Genomic DNA, 21,456 nt, shown 5'->3' with positions numbered 1-21,456 from the left:
TCCCGCCATGCAGCAGTACCCGAACTTTTACATTCCACGTCTAGGTCGAAATACCGCAACGTCTTGATAAAAAGTCTGATCCTGATCCGACCACCAACCAGGCACTCCCAGCACCGGCAAAGGTGAAAAATCCGCCGTACTTAGTCCTTGGGCAAGTTGACATGCGACTGTGACATCCACCCACTGCCACACATTCGCATCTTCAACAGAAAGTTCGGCATTTGGCATATCCAGCATCACGACCCACGCATGTCCGGTAATCGCTTTATATGGTGTAACCAGTTTCTCCATCAAGGCATGGCCGAATAGAAAAACCTGGCAATCTTGAACAAAGTCGCTGCGTCTCCTGATGAATACCTCTTCCCATTCATGCGTACGCAAGGCCGTCACCAATTCATGATTGGACGTGACAAGCAAAATAGCATTTTCATCAAAGATAGTCGCTGCATCGCGCAACTTACCGCGCGGCTTGGACGTGTTTTCAGCTGTAGCCCGTTCGATCTCACGGGCTTGCAAGGCGTTTAACTGGACTTTGATGCGTGGGAAGGTCAGCCACACCAGTGCGTTGAAAAAATCGTGCAGATTGTCGCGAGTGGGTACACAGCCGGTCTGACTAATGAATGCCTCATACGCCAGACCGGCAGGCAACTCGGATTGCGCAACGAATTGAATCGGTAAATTACGGTGATTGCGCACACCTAACTCGGTAACGCGCCGGTTCAATTCCCGTCGCCAGTCGGACGCCTGTGCGATCGCCTCGCCCACCGCACGCACACTGGCAAGCCACGGCCTGGACCAAATGATCTGCTCCAGAAAAGCCGAATTCATGGATGAATTATCGTTTTCGCTACAGCGTGACCGACTGAAAACACATCCGTCGCACGCGCGCTCAAACGAACTTCCAGCCTATCGTCTCGCCGCCATTCAAGGGTACTACAGTCGTATTCCCTAGTGGGAGCTCTGCAGGCAATTGCCAATCTTCACGCTTCAGTGTGATCTTGCCGCTATTGCGCGGCAGATTATAGAAATCCGGCCCATTGAAGCTGGCGAACTGCTCAAGCTTGTCCAAAGCGTTAGCTTGATCGAAGGCCTGCGCGTACAGCTCCATCGCATGCAAGGCGGTATAGCAACCCGCGCAGCCACATGCGTGTTCCTTCAAGCCCTTGGGATGCGGCGCTGAGTCAGTACCGAGGAAAAATTTATTGCTACCAGAGATCGCAGCTGCAACCAGCGCCTGACGATGTGTCTCGCGCTTCAATACCGGCAGGCAGTAATAATGCGGGCGGATTCCGCCTTTGAAGATTTCATTGCGGTTGTATAGCAAGTGATGGGCAGTAATCGTCGCACCAACGTGACCATCTGCTTCCGCAACATACTGCGCGGCGTCTTTCGTCGTGATGTGCTCGAACACGACTTTCAATTCAGGCATGTCACTGCGTAAAGGCTGCATCACGCGATCGATAAATACTGCTTCGCGATCGAAGATGTCGATCGCCGGATCCGTGACTTCGCCGTGCACCAGGAATGGCATGCCTAGCTTCTGCATCATCTCCAGCGTTTTATAACATTTCGACAAATCGCTGACACCGGCATCGGAATTGGTCGTCGCACCAGCCGGATAAAGTTTGACTGCATGCACGACACCACTATCTTTGGCGCGCTGGATTTCTTCCGGCGGCGTATTGTCGGTCAGGTACAAAACCATCAAAGGTTCGAACTGCATGCCAGCCGGCAACGCAGCAAGAATGCGATCGCGATAGGCTAGCGCCTGCTCAGTTGTAGTAACTGGTGGCTTGAGATTCGGCATCACGATCGCGCGGGCAAACTGGCGCGCTGTATCGGGCAGGACTGAGGCCATCGTTGCACCATCGCGCAGATGCAGATGCCAATCGTCAGGGCGCGTGATGGTGATGCTGGAAGTTTGGGCAGATGTCGTAGTCATAGCGATTCTTTCTTGGGATTGCCGCTATTTTACCTGTTCGCCCTCAAAAGGAGCCGTCCCGACTCGCCTGCCGGGACAATATTACGATGAGGAAAGTACTTACTTGCTCATTCACTAGACAAATGAATTAGTGAATAATTTTCGCCAGGAAATCGCGCGCCCTATCCGAACGCGTTGTGCCAAAGAATTCATCTTTTGTGCAATCCTCAACTATCGAACCTTTATCCATGAAGATCACACGATTCGCGACTTTTTTTGCAAATCCCATTTCATGCGTGACGACCATCATCGTCATGCCATCCTGCGCCAAACCGACCATGACATCCAGCACCTCATTGATCATTTCGGGATCTAGTGCGGAGGTCGGCTCATCAAACAACATCGCAATCGGGTCCATAGACAAGGCGCGCGCAATCGCTACGCGTTGTTGCTGACCACCGGATAACTGCCCTGGAAATTTATCTTTTTGCGCGATCAAGCCGACGCGATCAAGATATTTCAAGCCACGCTCAATCGCCTCATCCTTGCTGCGACCCAGTACCTTAATTTGCGCGAGCGTCAGATTTTCGCGTATCGACAAATGCGGAAACAACTCAAAGTTCTGAAACACCATGCCTATGCGCGAACGCAATTTCGACATATTGGTTGCCGGTTCGCCGACTGCAATTCCATCGACAGTAATACGACCTTTTTGAAAAGGTTCCAGCCCGTTCACTGTTTTGATTAGGGTTGATTTACCCGAACCGGATGGTCCGCATACAACCACTACATCGCCTTTGGCAACCTGCGTCGAGCAGTCAGTCAGCACTTGAAAATCGCCGTACCACTTGCTTACATGTTCCATTGTTATCATGGTCTTTTTCCTTTAGCGAATGATGGCATAGCGCTTTTGTACTTGCCGCACTGCCATAGACAGCGCAAAGCTCAGCACAAAATACACGACAGCGACAAAGATATACATCTCGACAACGCGGCTGTCACGCTGCGCGATCTTGACGGATGCGCCGACCAGATCCGTGACGTTGAGCAAGGACACCAGCGACACATCCTGGAACAAGATAATGGTTTGTGTCAGCAACAGCGGCAGCATATTGCGTACCGCTTGTGGCAAAACGATAAGCCGCATCGATTGGCCATAATTCAAACCCAAGGCATAACCGGCGTTGACCTGTCCTCTCGGAATGCTCTGAATACCGGCGCGCATGATTTCGCAGAAATAAGCGGCTTCAAACAAAATGAAAGTGATGTAAGCAGAACGATCAGCGCCTATCGCGATTGGCCATTCCGATCCCATCAAGGATTGCAAGGCGATCGGCATCAGGAAGTAAAACCAGAAAATCACCAGCAACAGCGGCACCGAGCGCATCACGTTGACATAGGCAGCGGCCAGCATGGACAAGGTTTTGTAATGCGATAGTCGTGCAAGCGCCAACAATGTGCCCAGCACAATGCCGCCCATCGTTGCGATGATCGTCAGTTGCACCGTGTATTTCAAACCGAGCAAGAGCAAGGGCCAGCTATCGAAAATAACCGCGAAGTCGAAATCAGACATGACGCCCCCCCGCAGCCTGACCTGGAATTGCCAAGCGTCGTTCGATTAATGCCATCACGCGATTCGCTGCCAGCGCAATCATCAGATACATCAATGTCGCAGCAGCGAACGCTTCGAAATAACGGAAAGTCATCTCGCCCATTTCGCGCGTACGAAAGAACAGTTCAACCAGACCGATGGAATACGCCACCGCAGTATTCTTGATCAGGTTCATCAGCTCCGACGTCAATGGCGGAATGATCATGCGATACGCCACAGGCAGCAACACGTATCGATACGTTTGCGCCTGCGTCAGCCCCAAGGCATAACCGGCATTGCGCTGGCCACGCGGCAAGGCCTGAATACCGGAACGTACCTGTTCGGCAATCCGCGCCGCAGTAAAGCAACCGAGGCAGATCACCGCCGTAATGAACTGCTGTTCGATCGGATCAAGTTGAAGGACCAGTGTCTTGACTGCCGGGATCACTCCCGGCACGACAAAATACCAGACGAAGAATTGCACCAGTAGCGGAATGTTGCGAAACAACTCCACATACGCAGCGCCAAGAAAAGCCAGCCAGCGGCGCTCAGAAGTGCGGACTATGCCAACTAGCGATCCAAGCACAAAAGCCAGTATCCACGACAAGGCAGCGACGGCCAATGTCCAGCCCAGTCCCGACAACAACATGGCGCCCCAGGTGGGGTCGCCAGCCGACATCGGCTCAAAAAATATATTCAGGTCCATGCAGCATTCCTTTTCCAGGAAAAGTCTTCACGTCTTTCTAATGCTCGATAGCGACAACAACTGATAACGGCGAAACGGATGATGCACTCTGCCTATCGCTCAAACGCCCTTGTCATTCGGATGTTTGAATACTTCTTCCAGCGCAGCCGGCATAGGAAAATTCAGGTTCAATTTCCTTGGTGGAATCGGCGTGGTAAACCACTTTGCGTAAATTTGATTGATCTCACCGGAGCGCATGACATCGCCAACGGACTTATCCACCAAGGCCTTGAACTGTGGATCGTCCTTGCGCAACACCATGCTGTACGGTTCCTGCCGCAAGGATTCCGGCAATATTTTGTAGTCACCGGGTCGCTTCGCGTTGGCGATCTGACCCGCCAGCAGAATGTCATCCATCACGAAGGCAACCGCTCTATCTTCCGCCATCAGCAAAAACGATTCTGCATGATCCTTGCCGTAGATTTCCTTGACGATCACTTCCTTGCCATTCCGATCCTTACCCTTCTGATAGCTGCGCAACAAGGGAACGGATGTTGTGCCTGATGTAGTCGAAACAGTTTTGCCATTCAACGCAGCAATGGAATCGATGTTTGATGTTTTCTTGACTGCCGCAGTGACATTAATCAAAAAATAGGTCGGGCCAAATGCAACCTGTTTTTGACGCGCAACGGAATTGGTGGTGGAGCCGCACTCAAGATCGATGGTTCCATTTTTGAGCAAGGGGATGCGATTGCTTGATGTAACCGGCTGCATGCGGACCTTCAAATTCGGCATGTTGAGGTCTTTCTTGACTGCATCGACGATCTTCATGCAAAGATCCATCGCATAGCCAATTGGCTCGGCACGATTATCAAGATACGAAAATGGAATGGAAGATTCGCGATGACCGATTGTGATGGTGCCGGTCTGCTTGATCTTTCTTAAGGTGCCGCTTAATTCTTGCGCCTGCACGATAGAGGCAGCGCCTGTGAGTAGCAGCGCACTCATAGACAGGGCAAACAATCTGCTTAGTTTCATGCTGCCTCCGAAAGAGTTAGCAAACCTTGTGGAATCAAGTAGCGCTGCTAGTAGCCACTGCATTGCGTTTGAGATTGCATTGCACGTTCATTCATTCGCAGAATAACATCGGCACGCAATTGCGCCAATACGACTTTCCAAAAAGAAGAACGGATGCCTCAGCTATCGGCAGATAGTTACCGCTTTCCTGTTTGAGTTCCCGCACGCACAGACCCCACATCACCACACATCAGACTGTGCCACGCCATCCACATCATCACGCTCAAGCGGCGAAGAAACCGGCACGTCCTGGCGTGCCTGCTGGCGCATCCACATCTGTGCATAAGCGCCATCAGCCGTCAGCAATTGTGCGTGCGTACCACGTTCCACGATGCGACCGTGATCGAGCACCAAAATCTGCGCTGCGTCAACTATCGTCGACAAGCGATGCGCGATAACCAGTGTGGTTCTATCCTTCGCAATCTCTTTCAACTGCGCCTGAATCGCCTGCTCGGCTTTTGAATCAAGGGCCGAAGTCGCTTCGTCAAAAATCAGGATGGCAGGATGCTTCAACAAGGTGCGTGCAATTGCCACGCGCTGTTTTTCACCACCGGATAATTTCAAGCCGCGTTCGCCCACCATCGTTGCATAGCCATCCGGCAGCGATTCGATGAAGTCGTGGATGTAGGCAGATTTCGCCGCCGCAATGATGTCATCCTTGCTTGCCCCCGGTTTGCCGTAAGCGATGTTGTATTCGATCGTATCGTTGAACAACACCGTATCTTGCGGCACGATGCCTATCGTTTGCCGCAAGGAAGCCTGTGTCACATCGCGCACGTCCTGACCATCGATCAGGATCGCGCCCTCGTTCACATCGTAGAAGCGAAACAGCAAACGCGACAAGGTCGATTTGCCGGAGCCGCTATGACCAACCACAGCCGTTGTCGTACCCGCTGCAATCGTGAAATCGACATCGAATAGAATCTGCCGCTTGGCTTCATAGCTGAATTGCACATGCGAGAAGCGCACTTCTGCACCTTGTACCAGCAACGCTTTTGTATCGGGCTTGTCGGCGATTTCCTTGTGCTGATCCAGTAGCGCAAACAGGCGCTCCATATCAGCCAGACTCTGCTTGATTTCGCGATAAATCACACCGAGAAAATTCAGTGGAATATATAACTGAATCATGAATGCATTCACCAGCACCAAATCGCCCAGCGTCATCGAACCATCGATAACGCCTTCAGTCGCACGCCATAAAATCAGTGTTACAGCGACTGCAATAATGCTGGACTGGCCGGTATTTAATACCGACAAGGAAGTCTGCGATTTGACGGCGGCGGTTTCATAATGCTTCAAGCCTTCGTCGTAACGCTTGGCTTCGTAGTTTTCGTTGCCAAAGTATTTGACCGTCTCGTAATTGATCAGTGAATCGATGGCCTTGGTATTCGCTTTTGAATCGAGATCATTCATCGTGCGGCGGAAATGCGTGCGCCATTCCGTCACGATCACGGTGAATGCGATATAACTGGCCAGCGCAACGGCCGTGATAATCGAAAACCACATGTCGTAATGCAGAATCAGATAGCCCAACACCAGGACAATTTCCACCAGTGTCGGCAGGATACTAAATAGCGTGTACGACACCAGCGAAGAGATGCCGCGCGTACCGCGTTCGATATCGCGCGTCATGCCACCGGTCTGGCGATTCAAATGAAAGCGCAAGGACAGCGAATGCAAATGTCGGAAGACTTGCAATGCAATCGTGCGCACCGCGCGTTGCGTCACTCTCGCGAAAGTATATTCGCGCAATTCTGTAAACAAGGTAGTCGACAGGCGCAATGCGCCATAAGCGACCAAAATCCCCACAGGCAAAACCAGCAAGGCATGTGGACTGCTCGGATCGATAGTCAGACTATCGATCAGCCGCTTCAGCACCAAAGGCACGCCAACGTTGGCAAATTTTGCGGCGATCAAAAACAATAACGCCAATCCAACTCGCCATTTGTACGTCCACAAATAGGGAATCAGTGTCTTGAGCGTGGCCCAGTCGTTACGATTATTCGACGCTGGAACGGGCTCGGAAGAAGGTGATGAACGGCGCATGAAATGGGACTTTGTTAGATGATTTATGCTTCAGACTCAGGATTGTAGCGGGAATCCTTTGCACACCGCAGATGCGCCACTTATAAGCAATGCTGCCCCATATTCGGAGGCAGGAAACCCTGCGTAAGTACAGAGTAAGCATCAGCGCCCAGAATCACAGCAATAGGAGACGATATGGCCAGCGAACACCACACAAACCTGCCCGCAGGGAAAATTCCACAAATGCGCGTAGTACCCATGCCGCATGATGCCAATATGCACGGCGACGTATTCGGCGGCTGGATCATGGCGCAGGTCGATCTGGCCGGTGCCGTATGCGCGACGCGACGCGCAAATGGCCGCGTCGTCACGATTGCAGTGAATTCATTTTTATTCAAGCATCCGGTATTCGTCGGCGACCTGCTGTCCATCTACGCCGACATCGTCAAAGTCGGCAATACATCGATCACCGTGAATGTGGAATGCTACGCCGAGCGTAATCGCCTGGAAGTGGAAATCGTGAAAGTGACTGAAGCAACACTGACCTATGTTGCGACTAGCGACGACCGCAAGCCACGGCCGTTACCTGCACCCATCGCACCCAACAAATAATCGGCAGAATAAAATCATCCGCGAGCATGCAAGCAATCGCGGATGATTCAATAACCTCATTGCATAACTAAACAGCAATAACGCAAGCGCATCGAACGCAAGCTGCTCAGCTCACTTTCACTTCATCTCTAAGTTCGCGACGCAATATCTTGCCGACATTCGACTTCGGCAATTCGGTACGGAACTCTATCGATTTCGGTTTCTTGTAACCGGTAAATTGCTCTTTGCAATACCCCATCAAATCCTCTGCGGTCAAAGCCGGATCTCTGCGTACGACAAACAACTTCACAGCTTCGCCTGTCTGCTCATCCGGCACGCCTATGCACGCGCACTCCAGCACGCCGGGATGCGCAGCAACTACGCTTTCGATTTCACTAGGATAAACATTGAAGCCGGAGACAAGAATCATGTCCTTCTTGCGATCGACAATTTTTGTATACCCACGTGCATCCATGATGCCGATGTCACCGGTTTTGAAGAAGCCGTCAGCCGTCATCGACAAAGCCGTTTCAACCGGATTATTCCAATAGCCGGCCATCACCTGCGGCCCACGGATTGCGATTTCTCCCGCCTCACCAAGCGCGACTTCATTATCGTTAGTGTCGATAATTTTTATCTCGGTTGAAGAAACCGGCAAACCGATCGTGCCGGAAAATTCAGTCGCGGCAGCAGGGTTGGATGCTGCAACCGGCGAGGTTTCCGACAAACCATAGCCCTCAATAATCGAAACGCCTGTAACCGCGCGCCAGCGGTCGTTGACGACCTTCTGCACGGCCATGCCGCCGCCATTGCACAGCTTGAGTTCAGAGAAATCCACTTTTGCAAAATCGGGGTTATTCAGCAAGCCGTTGTACAGCGTATTCACAGCCGGCAGCAGGTTGATCTTGTACTTCATCAACTCTTTGACCAGGCCCGGGATATCGCGCGGATTGGGAATCAGAATATTCATCACGCCGAGTCGCGTGCCGAGCATGCAGCACGCCGTCAGCGCAAAGATATGATAAAGCGGCAATGCACAGACAAAATTAAACGTTTTATCTGTCGGCTCCTTGCTTAATACAGGCCAGATCCACGCCTCGTTCTGCAATACATTGGCAACGATATTGCGATGCGTGAGCACCGCACCTTTTGCTGTACCTGTGGTGCCGCCTGTGTATTGCAGAAACGCGATGTCCTGATGCCCCAGAACCGGCTTCTGCAAAGTCAGATTGGACGCCTGCACCAACACATCATTAAATGAAACTGCCTGCGGCAGAGAAAAAGCCGGCACCATTTTCTTGATGTGACGCACGACGAAATTAACGATAGTGCCTTTCAAGCCGCCCAGCATATCGCCCATGGTCGCAACCACGACGTGTTTGACCTTCGTGCTGCTGATCACTTTTTCCAGCGTGGTGGCGAAGTTTTCCAGAATGATGATGGCTTCCGCACCGGAATCTTGGAGCTGATGTTGCAGCTCACGCGGCTTGTACAAAGGATTGACGTTGACTACAACGTACCCGGCACGCAAAACCGCCGCGATCGCAATCGGGTATTGCAAAACATTTGGCATCATCAAAGCGACCCGCGCACCTTTTTGCATGCCGGTACTTTGCAACCATGCGCCCAATTTTTCCGAAAGTGCATCGACTTCGCCATATGTGATGCGCTTGTCCATACAGACATATGCATGACGATCAGCGTATTTGCGGAAGGATTCTTCCAGCAACTGCACCAGTGAATCGTATTGAGTGAAATCAATCTCGGCAGGTACGCCTTCCGGATACGACTGCAACCAAAACTTATCCATGTACACCTCTGTCTCTGTAGTTATTCGAGTTGGTACTTGCATGACAATCTGAAACAATCATGTCACGGCTGCGCGATGAATGCAAACTCAATTCCCGGCAGGCAGCCTGCCTGCATTATTCTCAATCGCGACAGGTATGACTGTGCCTAAAGCCGCCAGTTTTCTATGTCTATCCAGCTTATTTTCTGCAGCCAGCGCGATGACAGCCTGATAGAAATTGGCAAAATTTTCTTTCTCCCGTAACAGCGCCTTAAACCCCGGCACAAACTCATGATAGGTTGCAATCGATGCCAGATGTGCGTTGGATAATGGCTCCGCAAACCAGCGATCGTATCCGGCAAAACCATACCACGACACTTTCAAGGTTTGATAAGCACGCTGTAGTGCTGCAAAAATTTCTACTTTGCGTAAGCGCTTTTCATCATCGGTGGCAATGCCTGCGTAATTGATCGCAAGTTCTGTTCGATAGCGCAACAATAACCCCAGAAATTCTCCCCGTCGCACTTTGAACTCTGCGTAAAGGCGTTTGGCATTTGCGTCGCCATGCAAAGCAAACCAGCGTTCAACTCCCTCTTCTTCTACCGCCGTTGCGAACGATTCATTGAATTGCGTATCGTCTTTTACATAGACGACCTGATGTGCCAATTCGTGGAAAATCAAGCGCGCCAACTCACCATCCGGAGAGCGAATAAAAGTCGATAGAACAGGATCGTCGAACCAGCCCAGCGTCGAGTAGGTCGGCACCCCTATAACCTGCACATCATGGCCATCGGCTCTCAGCGTGGCTGCAAATGCGTGCGCATCATCCTTGCTGTAGTAGCCACGATAACTGATGCAACCTGCAACCGGGAAACACCACTGCAATGGCCGCAGCGACAACTCAGGAGTAGCCACCACATTCCACAACGCAAACGGGCGCTGCAAATCGGCATAGCTTTTATAACTTGCGTTATCAGGCAGGCCCAACTCACTGACTGCAAACTGGCGAATCTGCTTTGCCTTTACTAAGCGCTGCCGAAGCTTGCCATCTACGTCGGGATCGAGCAAAAGATCGTCGATCGGTTTGGCTGCAGCCATCAGTGAGGATTGGCCGTGCGTTGCCTGCGCGTAATAGCCCAGTTGCGCACAGCCGCCAAGAACCATTGCACATAGACATGCCGATAAGGTAGGCACGCCCGACTTCGGCAAAACAGTTAATGCCGGTAATCGCATAGTCAATTTCGCCCATCTCTTTTATAAATGACATTGGTGATACAAGACCATTCAACGCGTTCAAAGACATTCTAGTACGTCAGCTCGTACGCTCGTTTTATAGGCAGTGCATGAAACTAGACACTAACATCAACGATTTTAGTTGGCGTAAGATAGATGTCTACGCACACGCCTAGACCTCTGGCAAACAGCAACAATGTGGAGACACCATGAAGTTGATCGACCCTATCATCGAATTTCATCACGAATTGCAGCGCATACGCCGCGAGATTCACTCCAATCCGGAATTGTGTTTTGAAGAACGCGAAACCGCAGACCTGGTTGCGAAAAAATTGACCGAATGGGGTATCCCGATTTTACGCGGCATGGGTGTGACCGGCGTAGTCGGCATCATCAAGAACGGCACTAGCGATCGCGCCATCGGCTTGCGCGCCGATATGGATGCCTTGCCTATGCAAGAGATCAATACCTTCGCCCATGCATCGCGCAACAACGGCAAGATGCACGCATGCGGGCATGACGGCCACACCGCAATGTTGCTGGGTGCGGCGCATTATTTATCTCAAAACAAAAATTTCGATGGCACCGTGTATGTGATTTTTCAACCGGCCGAAGAAGGTGGCGGTGGTGCCAAGCGCATGATGGATGATGGCTTGTTCGAGCAATGTCCGATGCAAGCAGTGTTCGGCATGCATAACTGGCCGGGTATTCCAGTCGGTGAATTTGGCGTTACCGTCGGCCCCATGATGGCGTCCAGCAATGAATTTGAAGTGATCGTCAGCGGCAAGGGCTCGCACGCGGCGCAACCGCACAAGAGCGTGGATCCGATCATGGTCGCGGTACAGATTGCACAAAGCTGGCAAACCATCATCACCCGCAACAAGAGTCCTATCGATGCAGCGGTGTTATCGATCACGCAAATTCACGCCGGTAGCGCGACCAATGTCATTCCCGATAATGCATCACTGATAGGAACTGTACGTACCTTCGATCTGAAGGTACTCGATTTGATCGAAAGCCGGATGCGTGCCATTGCCGAGCACACCGCAGAAGCCTTCGATGCGACAGTTGAATTCCGATTTCATCGCAACTATCCGCCACTGATCAATCACGCGCAAGAAACTGCATTCGCAGTTGAAGTACTGCAATCGATAGTTGGTGCAGAAAAAGTCAACGCACAAGTCGAACCAACCATGGGCGCAGAAGACTTTGCCTTCATGTTGCAAGGCAAACCCGGTTGCTACATTTTCATCGGCAATGGTGAAGGCGATCATCGCTCAGCCGGCCACGGACTCGGGCCGTGCAATCTGCACAACCCTAGCTATGACTTCAACGATGATTTATTGCCTATAGGCGCAACCTACTGGGTACGTCTGGCAGAAGCATTTCTGAAACAGCAATAAGATCCCGCCGCAGATATCCACTCTTCGCAGTCACGAAGAGTGGATGGACCAGCGCTTAAGCCAGTATCGCGACGGTCTGCTTGCCGTAAGCGACCAGATACCCGCCATTCACCTTCTGCCAGTCCAGCGCGGTGACCTCATCCGGAAACCAGTTCTGCTGGAAGTCGCCGAACATACCTAACTCCAAACGATAGCGATCAAGCTTTACAGCGTCGCAAAGATCAATATCCTGTTTGCAAAGTTCCCAGGCAGCGTAGCCTAGTTCTTTTGCCAAAGTATGCAGAATATGTTTGAGCTGTATGCTTGCACGCACCGCATACAAATCGGTAACGCGTAATTCCGGCATCACTTTCATCGCGATAATGCGACGTAAAACAGGCAGGGATTTGCTGGATTCAAGCGAACGTGCATCACGCAATAAACGGCGTGCATAACGACGTAGAAAATCACTGTTACGGATATGATTGCCGAAATCGTGGCGGGAGTTTTTACTGGCAGGGATAGAAGTAGACCACATGACGTTTCCTTTCAAAGTTCCGTTTCTCGCTACGGCTTCAAGGGTTAACGTTGCGGGCTTCATGTTGCAGATGCGCAAACAAAAAAATGTAAAGCACAGGTGCATCAGCTTTTGCGAGATCAGGCATCCTGCATGCCTGCTGCTATTTTAGCGCAAAATAATTCGTATGCAACCCAAGCGACTTAGCGCGCAGTTTCCGGCACAGGGATCGGTGCGTTTGGTGTGAGTTGAATATCGCGATACCAGGCTTCCACCGTTTCGCCTGTGTTGTCGGTATCGGTTAGCACACCTACGGCAATCAAACGTCCAGGCTTTTCGCCGAAAGCACGTTCGTAATCGGCCGCGATGTCACGCGAAAATGCACGCCATTCACCGACACCGTCTTTACCGGTGGCGACAACGATCATCTTGACGCGGCCACTGCGTGAATTCGAAATCACGGTATCGACCGGCGCTTTTCTGGCTCGAATGTACATCAAGGTCGCATAGGGAATTTCACGACCGGTGATCGCGCGTGCCGCTTCAAACATGATTTGGTCGGCAAAAGGCAAATTATCCTTGTTGCCATCGAAGCCGAGAATAACGCGGGCAGGAGCATCTTCACGTGCGCGGTCATGATTGTCGGCCGATTCCACCAAACGACTGATGCGCCATTCCCACGTCAGACGTGAATCCAGAAAAGGATCGATATCCAGTTTTTGCATCAAGCCGGATGCAGAAGCAGCCGCACGCGCATGCAAAACTTTTCTTCCTTGATCGGAAACGACCGTGTATTCAGTGCGCTTCTTGTTGCGGTTGATGAGCATAGGCTCCCACTCGGCAGACAAGACATCAGTCTGGTTTTGCGAGAAAGCAGCGATCTCTTCGTCGTCGTCGATTCCGCTCACATCATCAGATGGATACGTCGCCATCGCATCCGTCGATTTAGGCGTGTGCGTACACGCGGCAATGCTGAACAACATCGTAACGAAAAAATATCTGTAGAGATTTTTTGAGTGCAACAGTGACTTCATTTTTTCACAATCAGTGTCATGGCCTGCCGTCTGTATTCGACGTGATTTCTTCTATTGATGGAATTCATCTGGCGCTCTGTTTGCCACCAAGCTTGCTGCTTTGAATTGTATATTGTCTGCGTTCAATTTCATCGTCATAGCCGACTCGGGCATGTGGATCTACGACAAACTGCCAGCGTATCTTGTGATGTTTCGCCACGCTCTCACGATGTGCGATGCTGACGATCACGGCATCTGGCAACTCTTGCAAAATTAATTGATAAACAAGTTCTTCCGTTTCCGTATCCAGCGCACTACTTGCCTCATCCAGGAAAAGCACATCCGGACGCGTCAACAATGCACGCACAAAAGCAATCCGTTGCTGCTCGCCCGGCGACAGGCGCTGCCCCCAGTTATCGGTTTGAGCTAACAGCGATTTCAAATGCGACAAATTGCATAAATCAAAATAATGTTGAATTGCCAAGTCCGTATAAATTTTTTCGCCAGCTGGGTAGGCAACAGCCGCGCGCAAGGTGCCTATAGGCAGATAACTTTTTTGCGGCAGGAAAAGCAGCTTCCAGCTTTGCGGCATTTCGACATTGCCGCTACCGTAAGGCCATATCCCGGCGAGCGCGCGAATCAACGTCGACTTGCCGCAGCCGGAAGGCCCCGTAACGAGGATATGTTGGCTCATTTGAATATCGATAGACGATAGCGCAGCAAGGGCATGACCATCAGGCAGATTCAAGCGCAATTGATCGACCAGAATGGCGCCGACGTTATTCGCTGTGACTGTGATGCCATCAAGCTCGGCATGCGCATCTTCCATCGCGGCATGAAAACCTGCCAGACGATTGACGCTTGCCTTCCATTCCGCCAGATCCGTGAAAGCGGACACGAACCATGACAACGCGCCTTGCACCTGGCCGAATGCGGAGCTGATCTGCATCAATCCACCCAAGGTAATCGCGCCGGAAAAATAACGCGGCGCAGCCATCAGGAAAGGGAAAATAATCGCGAACTGCGAATAGAAAGTCGACACCAGATTAAGATATTTGGTGGTGCGCATGATGCCCCACCAATTGTCGCGTATGCGCTGGAAGCGACCGGACAATTGCACCTTTTCCTGTGCTTCGCCGTGATACAGCGCGACCGCTTCTGCATGCTCACGCACGCGTATCAAGTCGAAACGAAAATCCGCTTCAAAGCGCTGTTGCATAAAATTCTTCGTCACCAATGGCCGCCCAACCCAGCCAACCGCAAACGATCCGGCCACTGCATAAGCAATCGCAAACCAGACCATGTAACCGGGGATGGTGATTTCCTGCGAAGACAGCATGAAAGAAATCGGGCCGCTAACCGACCACAAAATGCCGACGAAGGACAACAAGGTCACCACACTAGACAACAAACCCAGAGACAGCGACAAGGCACCGCTGCACAGCAAATTCAAATCTTCAGCGATCCTTTGATCCGGATTGTCTGCCGATTGTTTTTGCTCAATCCGGTAATAAGCTTGATGCTGTAACCAGCGCGCCATGTACTGCCTGGTCATCCACATACGCCAGCGCATCTGCAAAGACTGCGTTAGATAGATGCGATAAACGGCTACCGCGATGGAAGAAAAAGCCAGGTATGAAAAGCGCCAGAGCTGCTCCCTGAATACCGGATAGTTTTTTGTTTCTAGCGCGTTATAGAAATCGCGATTCCACGTATTGAATAATACTTCCAGATAAACTAGACCCAAAGCGAGCGCAACGATTGCCAGCAGCAAACCGCGCGCCTTCCATTTTTCTTCAGAAACCCAATACGGTTGAATCAGGCGCCAGATCTGGCGCCAATGGATGCTTTCTTTAGGCATGGTGTTCGTGTGCATGCGTGGCGCGAATGAGGGAAGAAAATTTAGCTGAAACTTATCTGAAAAACCTGCACAGACATGCTGTGCGTTTCAGCTGGATGCTCACGAGTTCAAACTTGTTTTCAAAGTTTATTCAAAATTAGCCCGGCAATTGATCCTTGATTTTTCCCAGGCGCTGCCCCGGATTACTTTGTTCCAGCGCCAATAGAACCGCCGATTGATCGGCTTGCGGCGACTGTTGCAACACGCGTTGATAATTTTCCGTTACCAACTCTGTGACCGGCAAACGCAAACCTGCGTTGGCAGCAGCTATCAATACATTTTCCAGATCCTTGAACTGGCTCTTGACCTGACCACCAGGCATGAAGTTACGCTCCAACATGCGTTGGCCGTGCACCTCCAGAATCCGGCTTTCTGCAAAGCCGCCACGGATTGCTGCACGCACCGCCGTCGGATCAGCACCGCCGGCTTGCGCCAGCAATAATGCTTCCGCCACAATGTTCAAGGTACCGCCAACGATCAGTTGATTGCACAGCTTGGCAATCTGGCCGCAACCAGCCGGGCCTACCAAAGTGGGACGCCCCATTACCGTTAATACCGCTTCCGCTTCAGCGAAGTCTTCAGCGTTACCGCCGGCCATGATGGCCAATGAACCGGCTTGCGCGCCGACTACACCACCAGATACAGGCGCATCGATAAAGCGCACGCCGTGCTGGGCCAGTCTCGCATGTGCGTCTTGCGCTTCGGATTGGCGAGTGGAACTCATGTCGATCAGCAATGCGCCTGTACGCAAACCCGGTAATGCCGCAGCGATCACTTGCGCAACGATAGGTCCGGCCTCCAGCATCGTAATTACGATGTCGGCATTACGTACTGCATCAGCAACCTGTTCTTCAACTATTGCACCCAAGGGGGCAAGTTCGTCTGCCTTGCTGCGCGTACGATTCCATACGGTGACTGCGTAGCCGGCTTGCAGCAAACGGCTGGTCATCGGCTGGCCCATCAGGCCTATGCCCAGAAAGGCAATTTTCGGTTTAGTTGTGGACTGATTTAAATCAAACTGCGTCATGCTTCAAACTCCTTATTGCGTAGATTTTCACTGCATAATGGCGCATTCTCCCCACAAAAAGCAACAGCCATGTCGACGGAAAAGATAAGCGCCATTCTGGATACGCGTATGCAATTGGGTGAATGCCCAATCTGGCATCCGCAAGAAGCGGCCTTGTACTGGATAGACATCGATGGCCGCGCCGTACATCGCTTTGATCCAGCCAACAATGCGCACAGTCAATGGCCCATGCCATCCGAACCGGGTTGCATCGCAATCAATGCTACCGGCGGCCTGATCGTCGCTTTGCGTTCAGGTTTGGAATTACTCGATACCGACAACGGCCAACTCAACATGATCGCCGCTGCGCCCTACGATCCTGAGACTACGCGTTTCAACGATGGTCGCTGCGATGCGGCTGGTCGATTGTGGGTAGGGACTATTTACGAACCACGCACCCATCCCGACGCCGCCTTGTTTTGCGTAGAACAAGGCTCGATACGCGATAGTGGCAAGCGCGCTACCGTCTCTAACGGCGTGGCATTCAGCCCGGATAATAAAACCCTGTATCACGCTGATACGACTTCGCATCAGATACGCGCATACGAATATGATTTGACGAAGGGCGTGCTCGGCAATAGCCGTTTGCTGAAGCAATTTTCCACCGACAAACTGAACAATTATGGCGGTCGCCCGGATGGTGCCGCAGTCGATAGCGCAGGCGCGTATTGGTGTGCGATGTATGAAGGCGGCCGACTCTTGCGTCTATCTCCTAGCGGCGATGTGCTGGATGAAATTGCATTGCCGGTACGTTGTCCGACCATGATGGCATTCGGTGGCGAGGATTTGTGTACCTTGTACATCACGACTGTCAGCAAGAATCGTCCCGCTGCGGAATTGGAACAATATCCCTTGTCGGGCTGCGTGCTGAGCATGCGAGTCGATGTCCCCGGGCTTGCTGAACACGCTTATCTTCCCTGATAAACATCTGACAGAAAATCTGACCAAGCGATGAGAAAATTCATACTCGCAATCGATCAAGGTACAACCAGCTCGCGTGCGATTCTGTTTAATCACGCAGGTCAGATTCACGGCACAGCGCAGCAGGAATATCCGCAAATTTTCCCCGAGCCGGGCTGGATCGAACATGATGCCAATGCGATCTGGCACAGCCAGCTTGCCGTTGCACAGCAGGTATTGAAAGAACATCACCTCAGCGCATGCGACATTGCCGCTATCGGCATCACCAATCAGCGCGAGACAACGGTGCTGTGGGATAGGAAAACAGGCGAACCGATCGCCAACGCAATCGTATGGCAAGACAGGCGCACTGCCGCCATGTGCGATCAGTTACGCGCGGACGGTAAAGCCGTGTTAATTCAGAAAAAAACCGGCCTGATACTCGATGCTTATTTTTCAGGCACCAAGCTGAAATGGCTGCTCGATAATGTGCCAGGCGCAAGAGAACAAGCCGAACGCGGCGAGCTGGCATTCGGCACTGTCGATAGCTGGTTGATTTTTAAATTAAGCGGCAAACATGTCACCGACACCAGCAATGCATCACGCACCTTGCTCTTCAATATCCACAGCAAACAATGGGATGATGAACTGTTGGATTTGCTCACTATTCCACGCGCGCTGCTACCAGAAATTGTTGCCAGCAGCGGCATCGCCGCGCACACGCATACCGAATTATTCGGCGCACCAATTCCGATTGCCGGCATTGCGGGCGACCAGCAAGCCGCCACATTCGGCCAGGCCTGTCATCAACCCGGCATGGCGAAGAATACCTATGGCACCGGTTGCTTTATGTTGCTCAATACCGGAGAACAAGCGATCACCTCCAGCAACAATCTGTTGACGACGATAGGCTGGACCTTAATCGAAGGCCGTACCGATTACATGCTGGAAGGCAGTGTTTTCATGGGCGGCGCCATCATCCAGTGGCTGCGCGACGGACTTGGCATCATCAATAATTCAAGCGAAGTAGAAACTCTGGCGACCAGCGTGCCGAATAACGGCGGCGTAGTGTTCGTCCCTGCATTCAGCGGCTTGGGGGCGCCCTATTGGGATCCGTATGCGCGCGGTACGATTATCGGCATGACACGCGGCAGCAACAAGGCGCACATCGCACGTGCCGCACTGGAAAGCATCGCATATCAAAGCGTTGATCTGTTGCAAGCAATGCAAATGGATGCAGGAATTGCTCTGCACGAACTACGGGTCGATGGCGGTGCGGCACGCAACGATTTTTTGATGCAGTTTCAGGCGGACATTTTGAATGTGCCGGTAATACGTCCCGTCATTACCGAAACCACCGCCTTGGGTGCAGCCTATCTTGCCGGACTGGCGGTATCGTTCTGGACATCGAAGGAAGAAATTTCAGCGCAGTGGCAAATGGAAAAGCGTTTCGAGCCGAATATGCCGCAGGATGAGCGCGAGCAAAGATTACAGACCTGGCATAAAGCCGTGCGGCGCTCGCAAACCTGGGAAGAGTAAGCAAGTCGACACAATCAGTCATTCAAACGTAGCGCGTCCATCAATAAAAAAGGCTGACATTTCTGTCAGCCTTTAGCTCAAGCAAGTCATCAATCTTCTTTTCTGGCAATCAGTAACTGACGTTATCGATTAGCAGATCACTTAACAGCGCGCTGCTTACTCAACAGCCAACCACAAGAACGTCAGGCCGATACCAATTGGAATGCCGAAGCGTTCCAGCTTGCTGGCATTTTCTTTGGCGACGACTTCGACTGGCAAATCGGTCAGGGCCATCACCTTGGCGACAACTGAGCCTTCAAAAAATCGCGACAAGGCATTCTTGCGCGTCGTGCCCATGACGATTTTTTGCGATTGCGTTTTTTGAGCACAGGCAACAATGGCTTCTGCCGCGTCACCTCTGTCCATATGCACGGAATGTTCTACGCCGGCTTTGGACAACAGATCGACCGCACCTTTCAGTGCCTCTTCTGCGCGCTCTTGTTGAAACAAACGGACGTTGTGCGAAGGCACAAAGCGCGTCAGATATTTCGACAGGCGGGGTTGGACATTGGCCAAGTTCACGTTGATCAATTCGTCATGCAAAGCACGGTATTGAATAACGTATTCCACTGCCCGTAATGCATTCCTTGAGCCGTCGACAGGTATAAGAATGTTTAGCATGATGATCTCCTCGCAATGTATAAACGTTAGTAGTTTTGTGGACGCTCTTCATGGATGTCTTGGCGTACCCTCCCTGTGATTCGGTTTTATAGGCACATCCCTAAGCAGACCACTTAGCACGACCCCGCCTATTACCAGGCCGTAGAGTAACCAGCTTGCAATCGGATGTTGAGCAAAGACTCCGCTCAACATCGGTTCTTGCACAATCATCTTGACGGCAGTCCATGCAAGAATTGTGGCACCTACATAAATAATGACTGGATACCGCTCCACCCATTTCAAAATCAGCGTGCTACCGGCAATCATGATCGGCACACTGATCAATAGGCCGATAACCACCAGCATGAATTCACCTTGCGCCGCACCGGCAACGCCAAGCACGTTATCCATGCCCATCACAGCATCGGCCACTACAATTGTGCGTATCGCCGCCCACAATCCAATGCGTTTACCTGACACATCGAACTCTTTCTTTTCTTCCTGCACGGGTGCCAGCAATTTATAGGCTATCCACACCAGCAAGACGCCACCGACCAGCAACAAACCCGGCACATTCAGCAACCAGACGATCGCTAACGTCATTGCAATTCGCACCACGATCGCCGCAGCAGTACCGCCCAGTATCGTGATGCGTTGCAGGTGATGCGGCAATTTGCGCGCAACCAGCGCAATGACGATGGCATTGTCCCCTGCCAGCACCAGATCAATGACAATGATGGCCAGCAGTGCAGAAACAAATTCGGCTGAGAATAAATCCATCTTCTCCTCCAGCATCCGTGATCGCTCGCCTTGCCAACGCCACAAAATTCCTGAGCGAAAAAAAACCCTTACCTGTAAGCGGTAAAGGTCTCGCCACAACTATGAAAGTTGCCTGCAGGCCGGGGAAACATCCCGTAATGACGGCTTCTGCAGTGAGGCTACTCCCCTTTAAGGGAACTACTTATCTTCAACATAGAGTACGGGATGCCTAGTGTCAATTTATTTATTAAGATTTAGTTAAATAACATTTAACTAAATCTTAATGGATATCTAAACTTTAGATAAATTGGAAATTTTCCTTGTTTTTCAGTGCTAGCAAAAAACAATTTGCCTGAAGGAATTATCAATGTAGTCTCTTTCCCCATGGATATGGCGTAACCGCTGCATCAAAATACTAAAAATGAAGCCAGAGAAGAATTCTATTGGCGTATTTCTGACGCGCACCAGACTTCGAAAGCTCAAATGAAAAATGCCTTACGCGAAACCGCGTAAGGCATTTATTTTTTGGTGCTGATGAGGCGAATCGAACACCCGACCTACTGATTACGAATCAGTTGCTCTACCAACTGAGCTACATCAGCGAAGCCCGTCATTCTACCAATAATCATGCCTCACTGGAAGAACAAGCGAGGCAATTCAAGAAATACTCTAGCGGCTCATACGATTCCTGGCAATAGAACAAGAACATTAGAAGTCGGCAGCGTACAGTAAAGTAAGCACAGCGAAGTGGCGTGAGCGCACGCCATCTGCTGCCACACAGCTCCATGCAAAGCGATTTTCCAAAAGCAAAAACCCCCGACCAGATCAC

Annotated in this window: 19 protein-coding genes and 1 tRNA gene; 4 read left to right on the top strand and 16 right to left on the bottom strand. The window is 51.4% G+C overall.

The genetic code is table 11. The features are described 5' to 3' along the window. Nucleotides 1-27: 27 nt before the first annotated feature. From Hfont_RS12500 to Hfont_RS12470, 7 genes are all read right to left on the bottom strand, one after another. Nucleotides 28-828, bottom strand: a complete 801-nt coding sequence (locus Hfont_RS12500; protein WP_112992757.1) for a DUF3025 domain-containing protein — start codon at nucleotides 826-828, stop codon at nucleotides 28-30. A gap of 61 nt (nucleotides 829-889) precedes the next feature. Then, on the bottom strand, nucleotides 890-1,942 hold the full coding sequence (gene pyrC / locus Hfont_RS12495) for a dihydroorotase (protein ID WP_112992756.1): 1,053 nt from the start codon (nucleotides 1,940-1,942) through the stop codon (nucleotides 890-892). Between the two features lie 127 nt (nucleotides 1,943-2,069). Beyond that, a complete protein-coding gene (locus Hfont_RS12490) occupies nucleotides 2,070-2,795 on the bottom strand; it encodes an amino acid ABC transporter ATP-binding protein (RefSeq protein WP_112992755.1) in 726 nt (241 codons plus the stop codon). A 12-nt stretch (nucleotides 2,796-2,807) separates the two neighbouring features. Then, nucleotides 2,808-3,494 (bottom strand): amino acid ABC transporter permease, encoded by a 687-nt coding sequence (locus Hfont_RS12485; protein ID WP_112992754.1) that lies wholly within the window; start codon nucleotides 3,492-3,494, stop codon nucleotides 2,808-2,810. Next, entirely contained in the window at nucleotides 3,487-4,218 is a 732-nt protein-coding gene (locus tag Hfont_RS12480) for an amino acid ABC transporter permease (RefSeq protein WP_112992753.1), read from the bottom strand. Before Hfont_RS12480 ends, Hfont_RS12485 begins: the two co-directional genes overlap by 8 nt. A 99-nt stretch (nucleotides 4,219-4,317) precedes the next feature. Further along, on the bottom strand, nucleotides 4,318-5,235 hold the full coding sequence (locus Hfont_RS12475; protein ID WP_181666458.1) for a transporter substrate-binding domain-containing protein: 918 nt from the start codon (nucleotides 5,233-5,235) through the stop codon (nucleotides 4,318-4,320). A gap of 219 nt (nucleotides 5,236-5,454) precedes the next feature. Continuing rightward, nucleotides 5,455-7,320, bottom strand: coding sequence for an ABCB family ABC transporter ATP-binding protein/permease (locus tag Hfont_RS12470; RefSeq protein ID WP_112992751.1), 1,866 nt, complete (start codon nucleotides 7,318-7,320; stop codon nucleotides 5,455-5,457). A 174-nt stretch (nucleotides 7,321-7,494) separates the two neighbouring features. On the opposite strand from Hfont_RS12470, the gene Hfont_RS12465 reads away from it, so the two are divergent. Further along, on the top strand, nucleotides 7,495-7,911 hold the full coding sequence (locus Hfont_RS12465) for an acyl-CoA thioesterase (RefSeq protein WP_112992750.1): 417 nt from the start codon (nucleotides 7,495-7,497) through the stop codon (nucleotides 7,909-7,911). A gap of 106 nt (nucleotides 7,912-8,017) precedes the next feature. Here the strand turns inward: Hfont_RS12465 and Hfont_RS12460 are convergent, their stop codons facing one another. After that, nucleotides 8,018-9,700: a long-chain-fatty-acid--CoA ligase gene (locus Hfont_RS12460; RefSeq protein WP_112992749.1), complete on the bottom strand. Its 1,683-nt coding sequence runs from the start codon at nucleotides 9,698-9,700 to the stop codon at nucleotides 8,018-8,020. Between the two features lie 87 nt (nucleotides 9,701-9,787). After that, nucleotides 9,788-10,912 carry an aminopeptidase gene (locus tag Hfont_RS12455; RefSeq protein WP_112992748.1) on the bottom strand — a complete coding sequence of 375 codons (1,125 nt, stop codon included), beginning with the start codon at nucleotides 10,910-10,912 and terminating at the stop codon, nucleotides 9,788-9,790. A gap of 209 nt (nucleotides 10,913-11,121) precedes the next feature. On the opposite strand from Hfont_RS12455, the gene Hfont_RS12450 reads away from it, so the two are divergent. Beyond that, the gene (locus tag Hfont_RS12450) at nucleotides 11,122-12,315 is read left to right on the top strand and encodes a M20 aminoacylase family protein (RefSeq protein ID WP_112992747.1); all 1,194 of its coding nucleotides are present in this window, start codon (nucleotides 11,122-11,124) and stop codon (nucleotides 12,313-12,315) included. A 55-nt stretch (nucleotides 12,316-12,370) separates the two neighbouring features. On the opposite strand, the gene Hfont_RS12445 is transcribed toward Hfont_RS12450, so the two are convergent. The 4 genes from Hfont_RS12445 to Hfont_RS12430 form a co-directional block, all read right to left on the bottom strand. Further along, the gene (locus Hfont_RS12445; RefSeq protein ID WP_112992746.1) at nucleotides 12,371-12,832 is read right to left on the bottom strand and encodes a hypothetical protein; all 462 of its coding nucleotides are present in this window, start codon (nucleotides 12,830-12,832) and stop codon (nucleotides 12,371-12,373) included. Between the two features lie 182 nt (nucleotides 12,833-13,014). Continuing rightward, the gene (locus Hfont_RS12440; RefSeq protein ID WP_241523109.1) at nucleotides 13,015-13,845 is read right to left on the bottom strand and encodes a DUF3047 domain-containing protein; all 831 of its coding nucleotides are present in this window, start codon (nucleotides 13,843-13,845) and stop codon (nucleotides 13,015-13,017) included. 64 nt (nucleotides 13,846-13,909) lie between these two features. Continuing rightward, nucleotides 13,910-15,685: an ABC transporter ATP-binding protein/permease gene (locus Hfont_RS12435; protein ID WP_112992745.1), complete on the bottom strand. Its 1,776-nt coding sequence runs from the start codon at nucleotides 15,683-15,685 to the stop codon at nucleotides 13,910-13,912. Nucleotides 15,686-15,821: 136 nt separating this feature from the next. After that, nucleotides 15,822-16,751: an NAD(P)-dependent oxidoreductase gene (locus tag Hfont_RS12430; RefSeq protein ID WP_112992744.1), complete on the bottom strand. Its 930-nt coding sequence runs from the start codon at nucleotides 16,749-16,751 to the stop codon at nucleotides 15,822-15,824. 69 nt (nucleotides 16,752-16,820) lie between these two features. On the opposite strand from Hfont_RS12430, the gene Hfont_RS12425 reads away from it, so the two are divergent. Next, a complete protein-coding gene (locus Hfont_RS12425) occupies nucleotides 16,821-17,711 on the top strand; it encodes an SMP-30/gluconolactonase/LRE family protein (protein WP_112992743.1) in 891 nt (296 codons plus the stop codon). A gap of 30 nt (nucleotides 17,712-17,741) precedes the next feature. After that, nucleotides 17,742-19,229 carry a glycerol kinase GlpK gene (gene glpK, locus Hfont_RS12420; protein WP_112992742.1) on the top strand — a complete coding sequence of 496 codons (1,488 nt, stop codon included), beginning with the start codon at nucleotides 17,742-17,744 and terminating at the stop codon, nucleotides 19,227-19,229. 156 nt (nucleotides 19,230-19,385) lie between these two features. Here glpK and Hfont_RS12415 read toward each other — a convergent pair whose 3' ends face one another. The 3 genes from Hfont_RS12415 to Hfont_RS12405 form a co-directional block, all read right to left on the bottom strand. Further along, on the bottom strand, nucleotides 19,386-19,889 hold the full coding sequence (locus Hfont_RS12415; RefSeq protein WP_112992741.1) for a universal stress protein: 504 nt from the start codon (nucleotides 19,887-19,889) through the stop codon (nucleotides 19,386-19,388). Nucleotides 19,890-19,937: 48 nt separating this feature from the next. Next, complete coding sequence (locus Hfont_RS12410) at nucleotides 19,938-20,648, bottom strand: TerC family protein (protein ID WP_112992740.1); 711 nt, start codon at nucleotides 20,646-20,648, stop codon at nucleotides 19,938-19,940. A gap of 505 nt (nucleotides 20,649-21,153) precedes the next feature. After that, nucleotides 21,154-21,229: transfer RNA gene (locus Hfont_RS12405), tRNA-Thr, on the bottom strand. Nucleotides 21,230-21,456 lie beyond the last annotated feature (227 nt).

This window comes from Herminiimonas fonticola (assembly GCF_003293745.1).
Taxonomy (GTDB): Bacteria; Pseudomonadota; Gammaproteobacteria; order Burkholderiales; family Burkholderiaceae_D; genus Oxalicibacterium; species Oxalicibacterium fonticola.
Note: the sequence above shows the minus strand (reverse complement) of the source record. Positions and strands in the feature narration are given on the sequence as shown.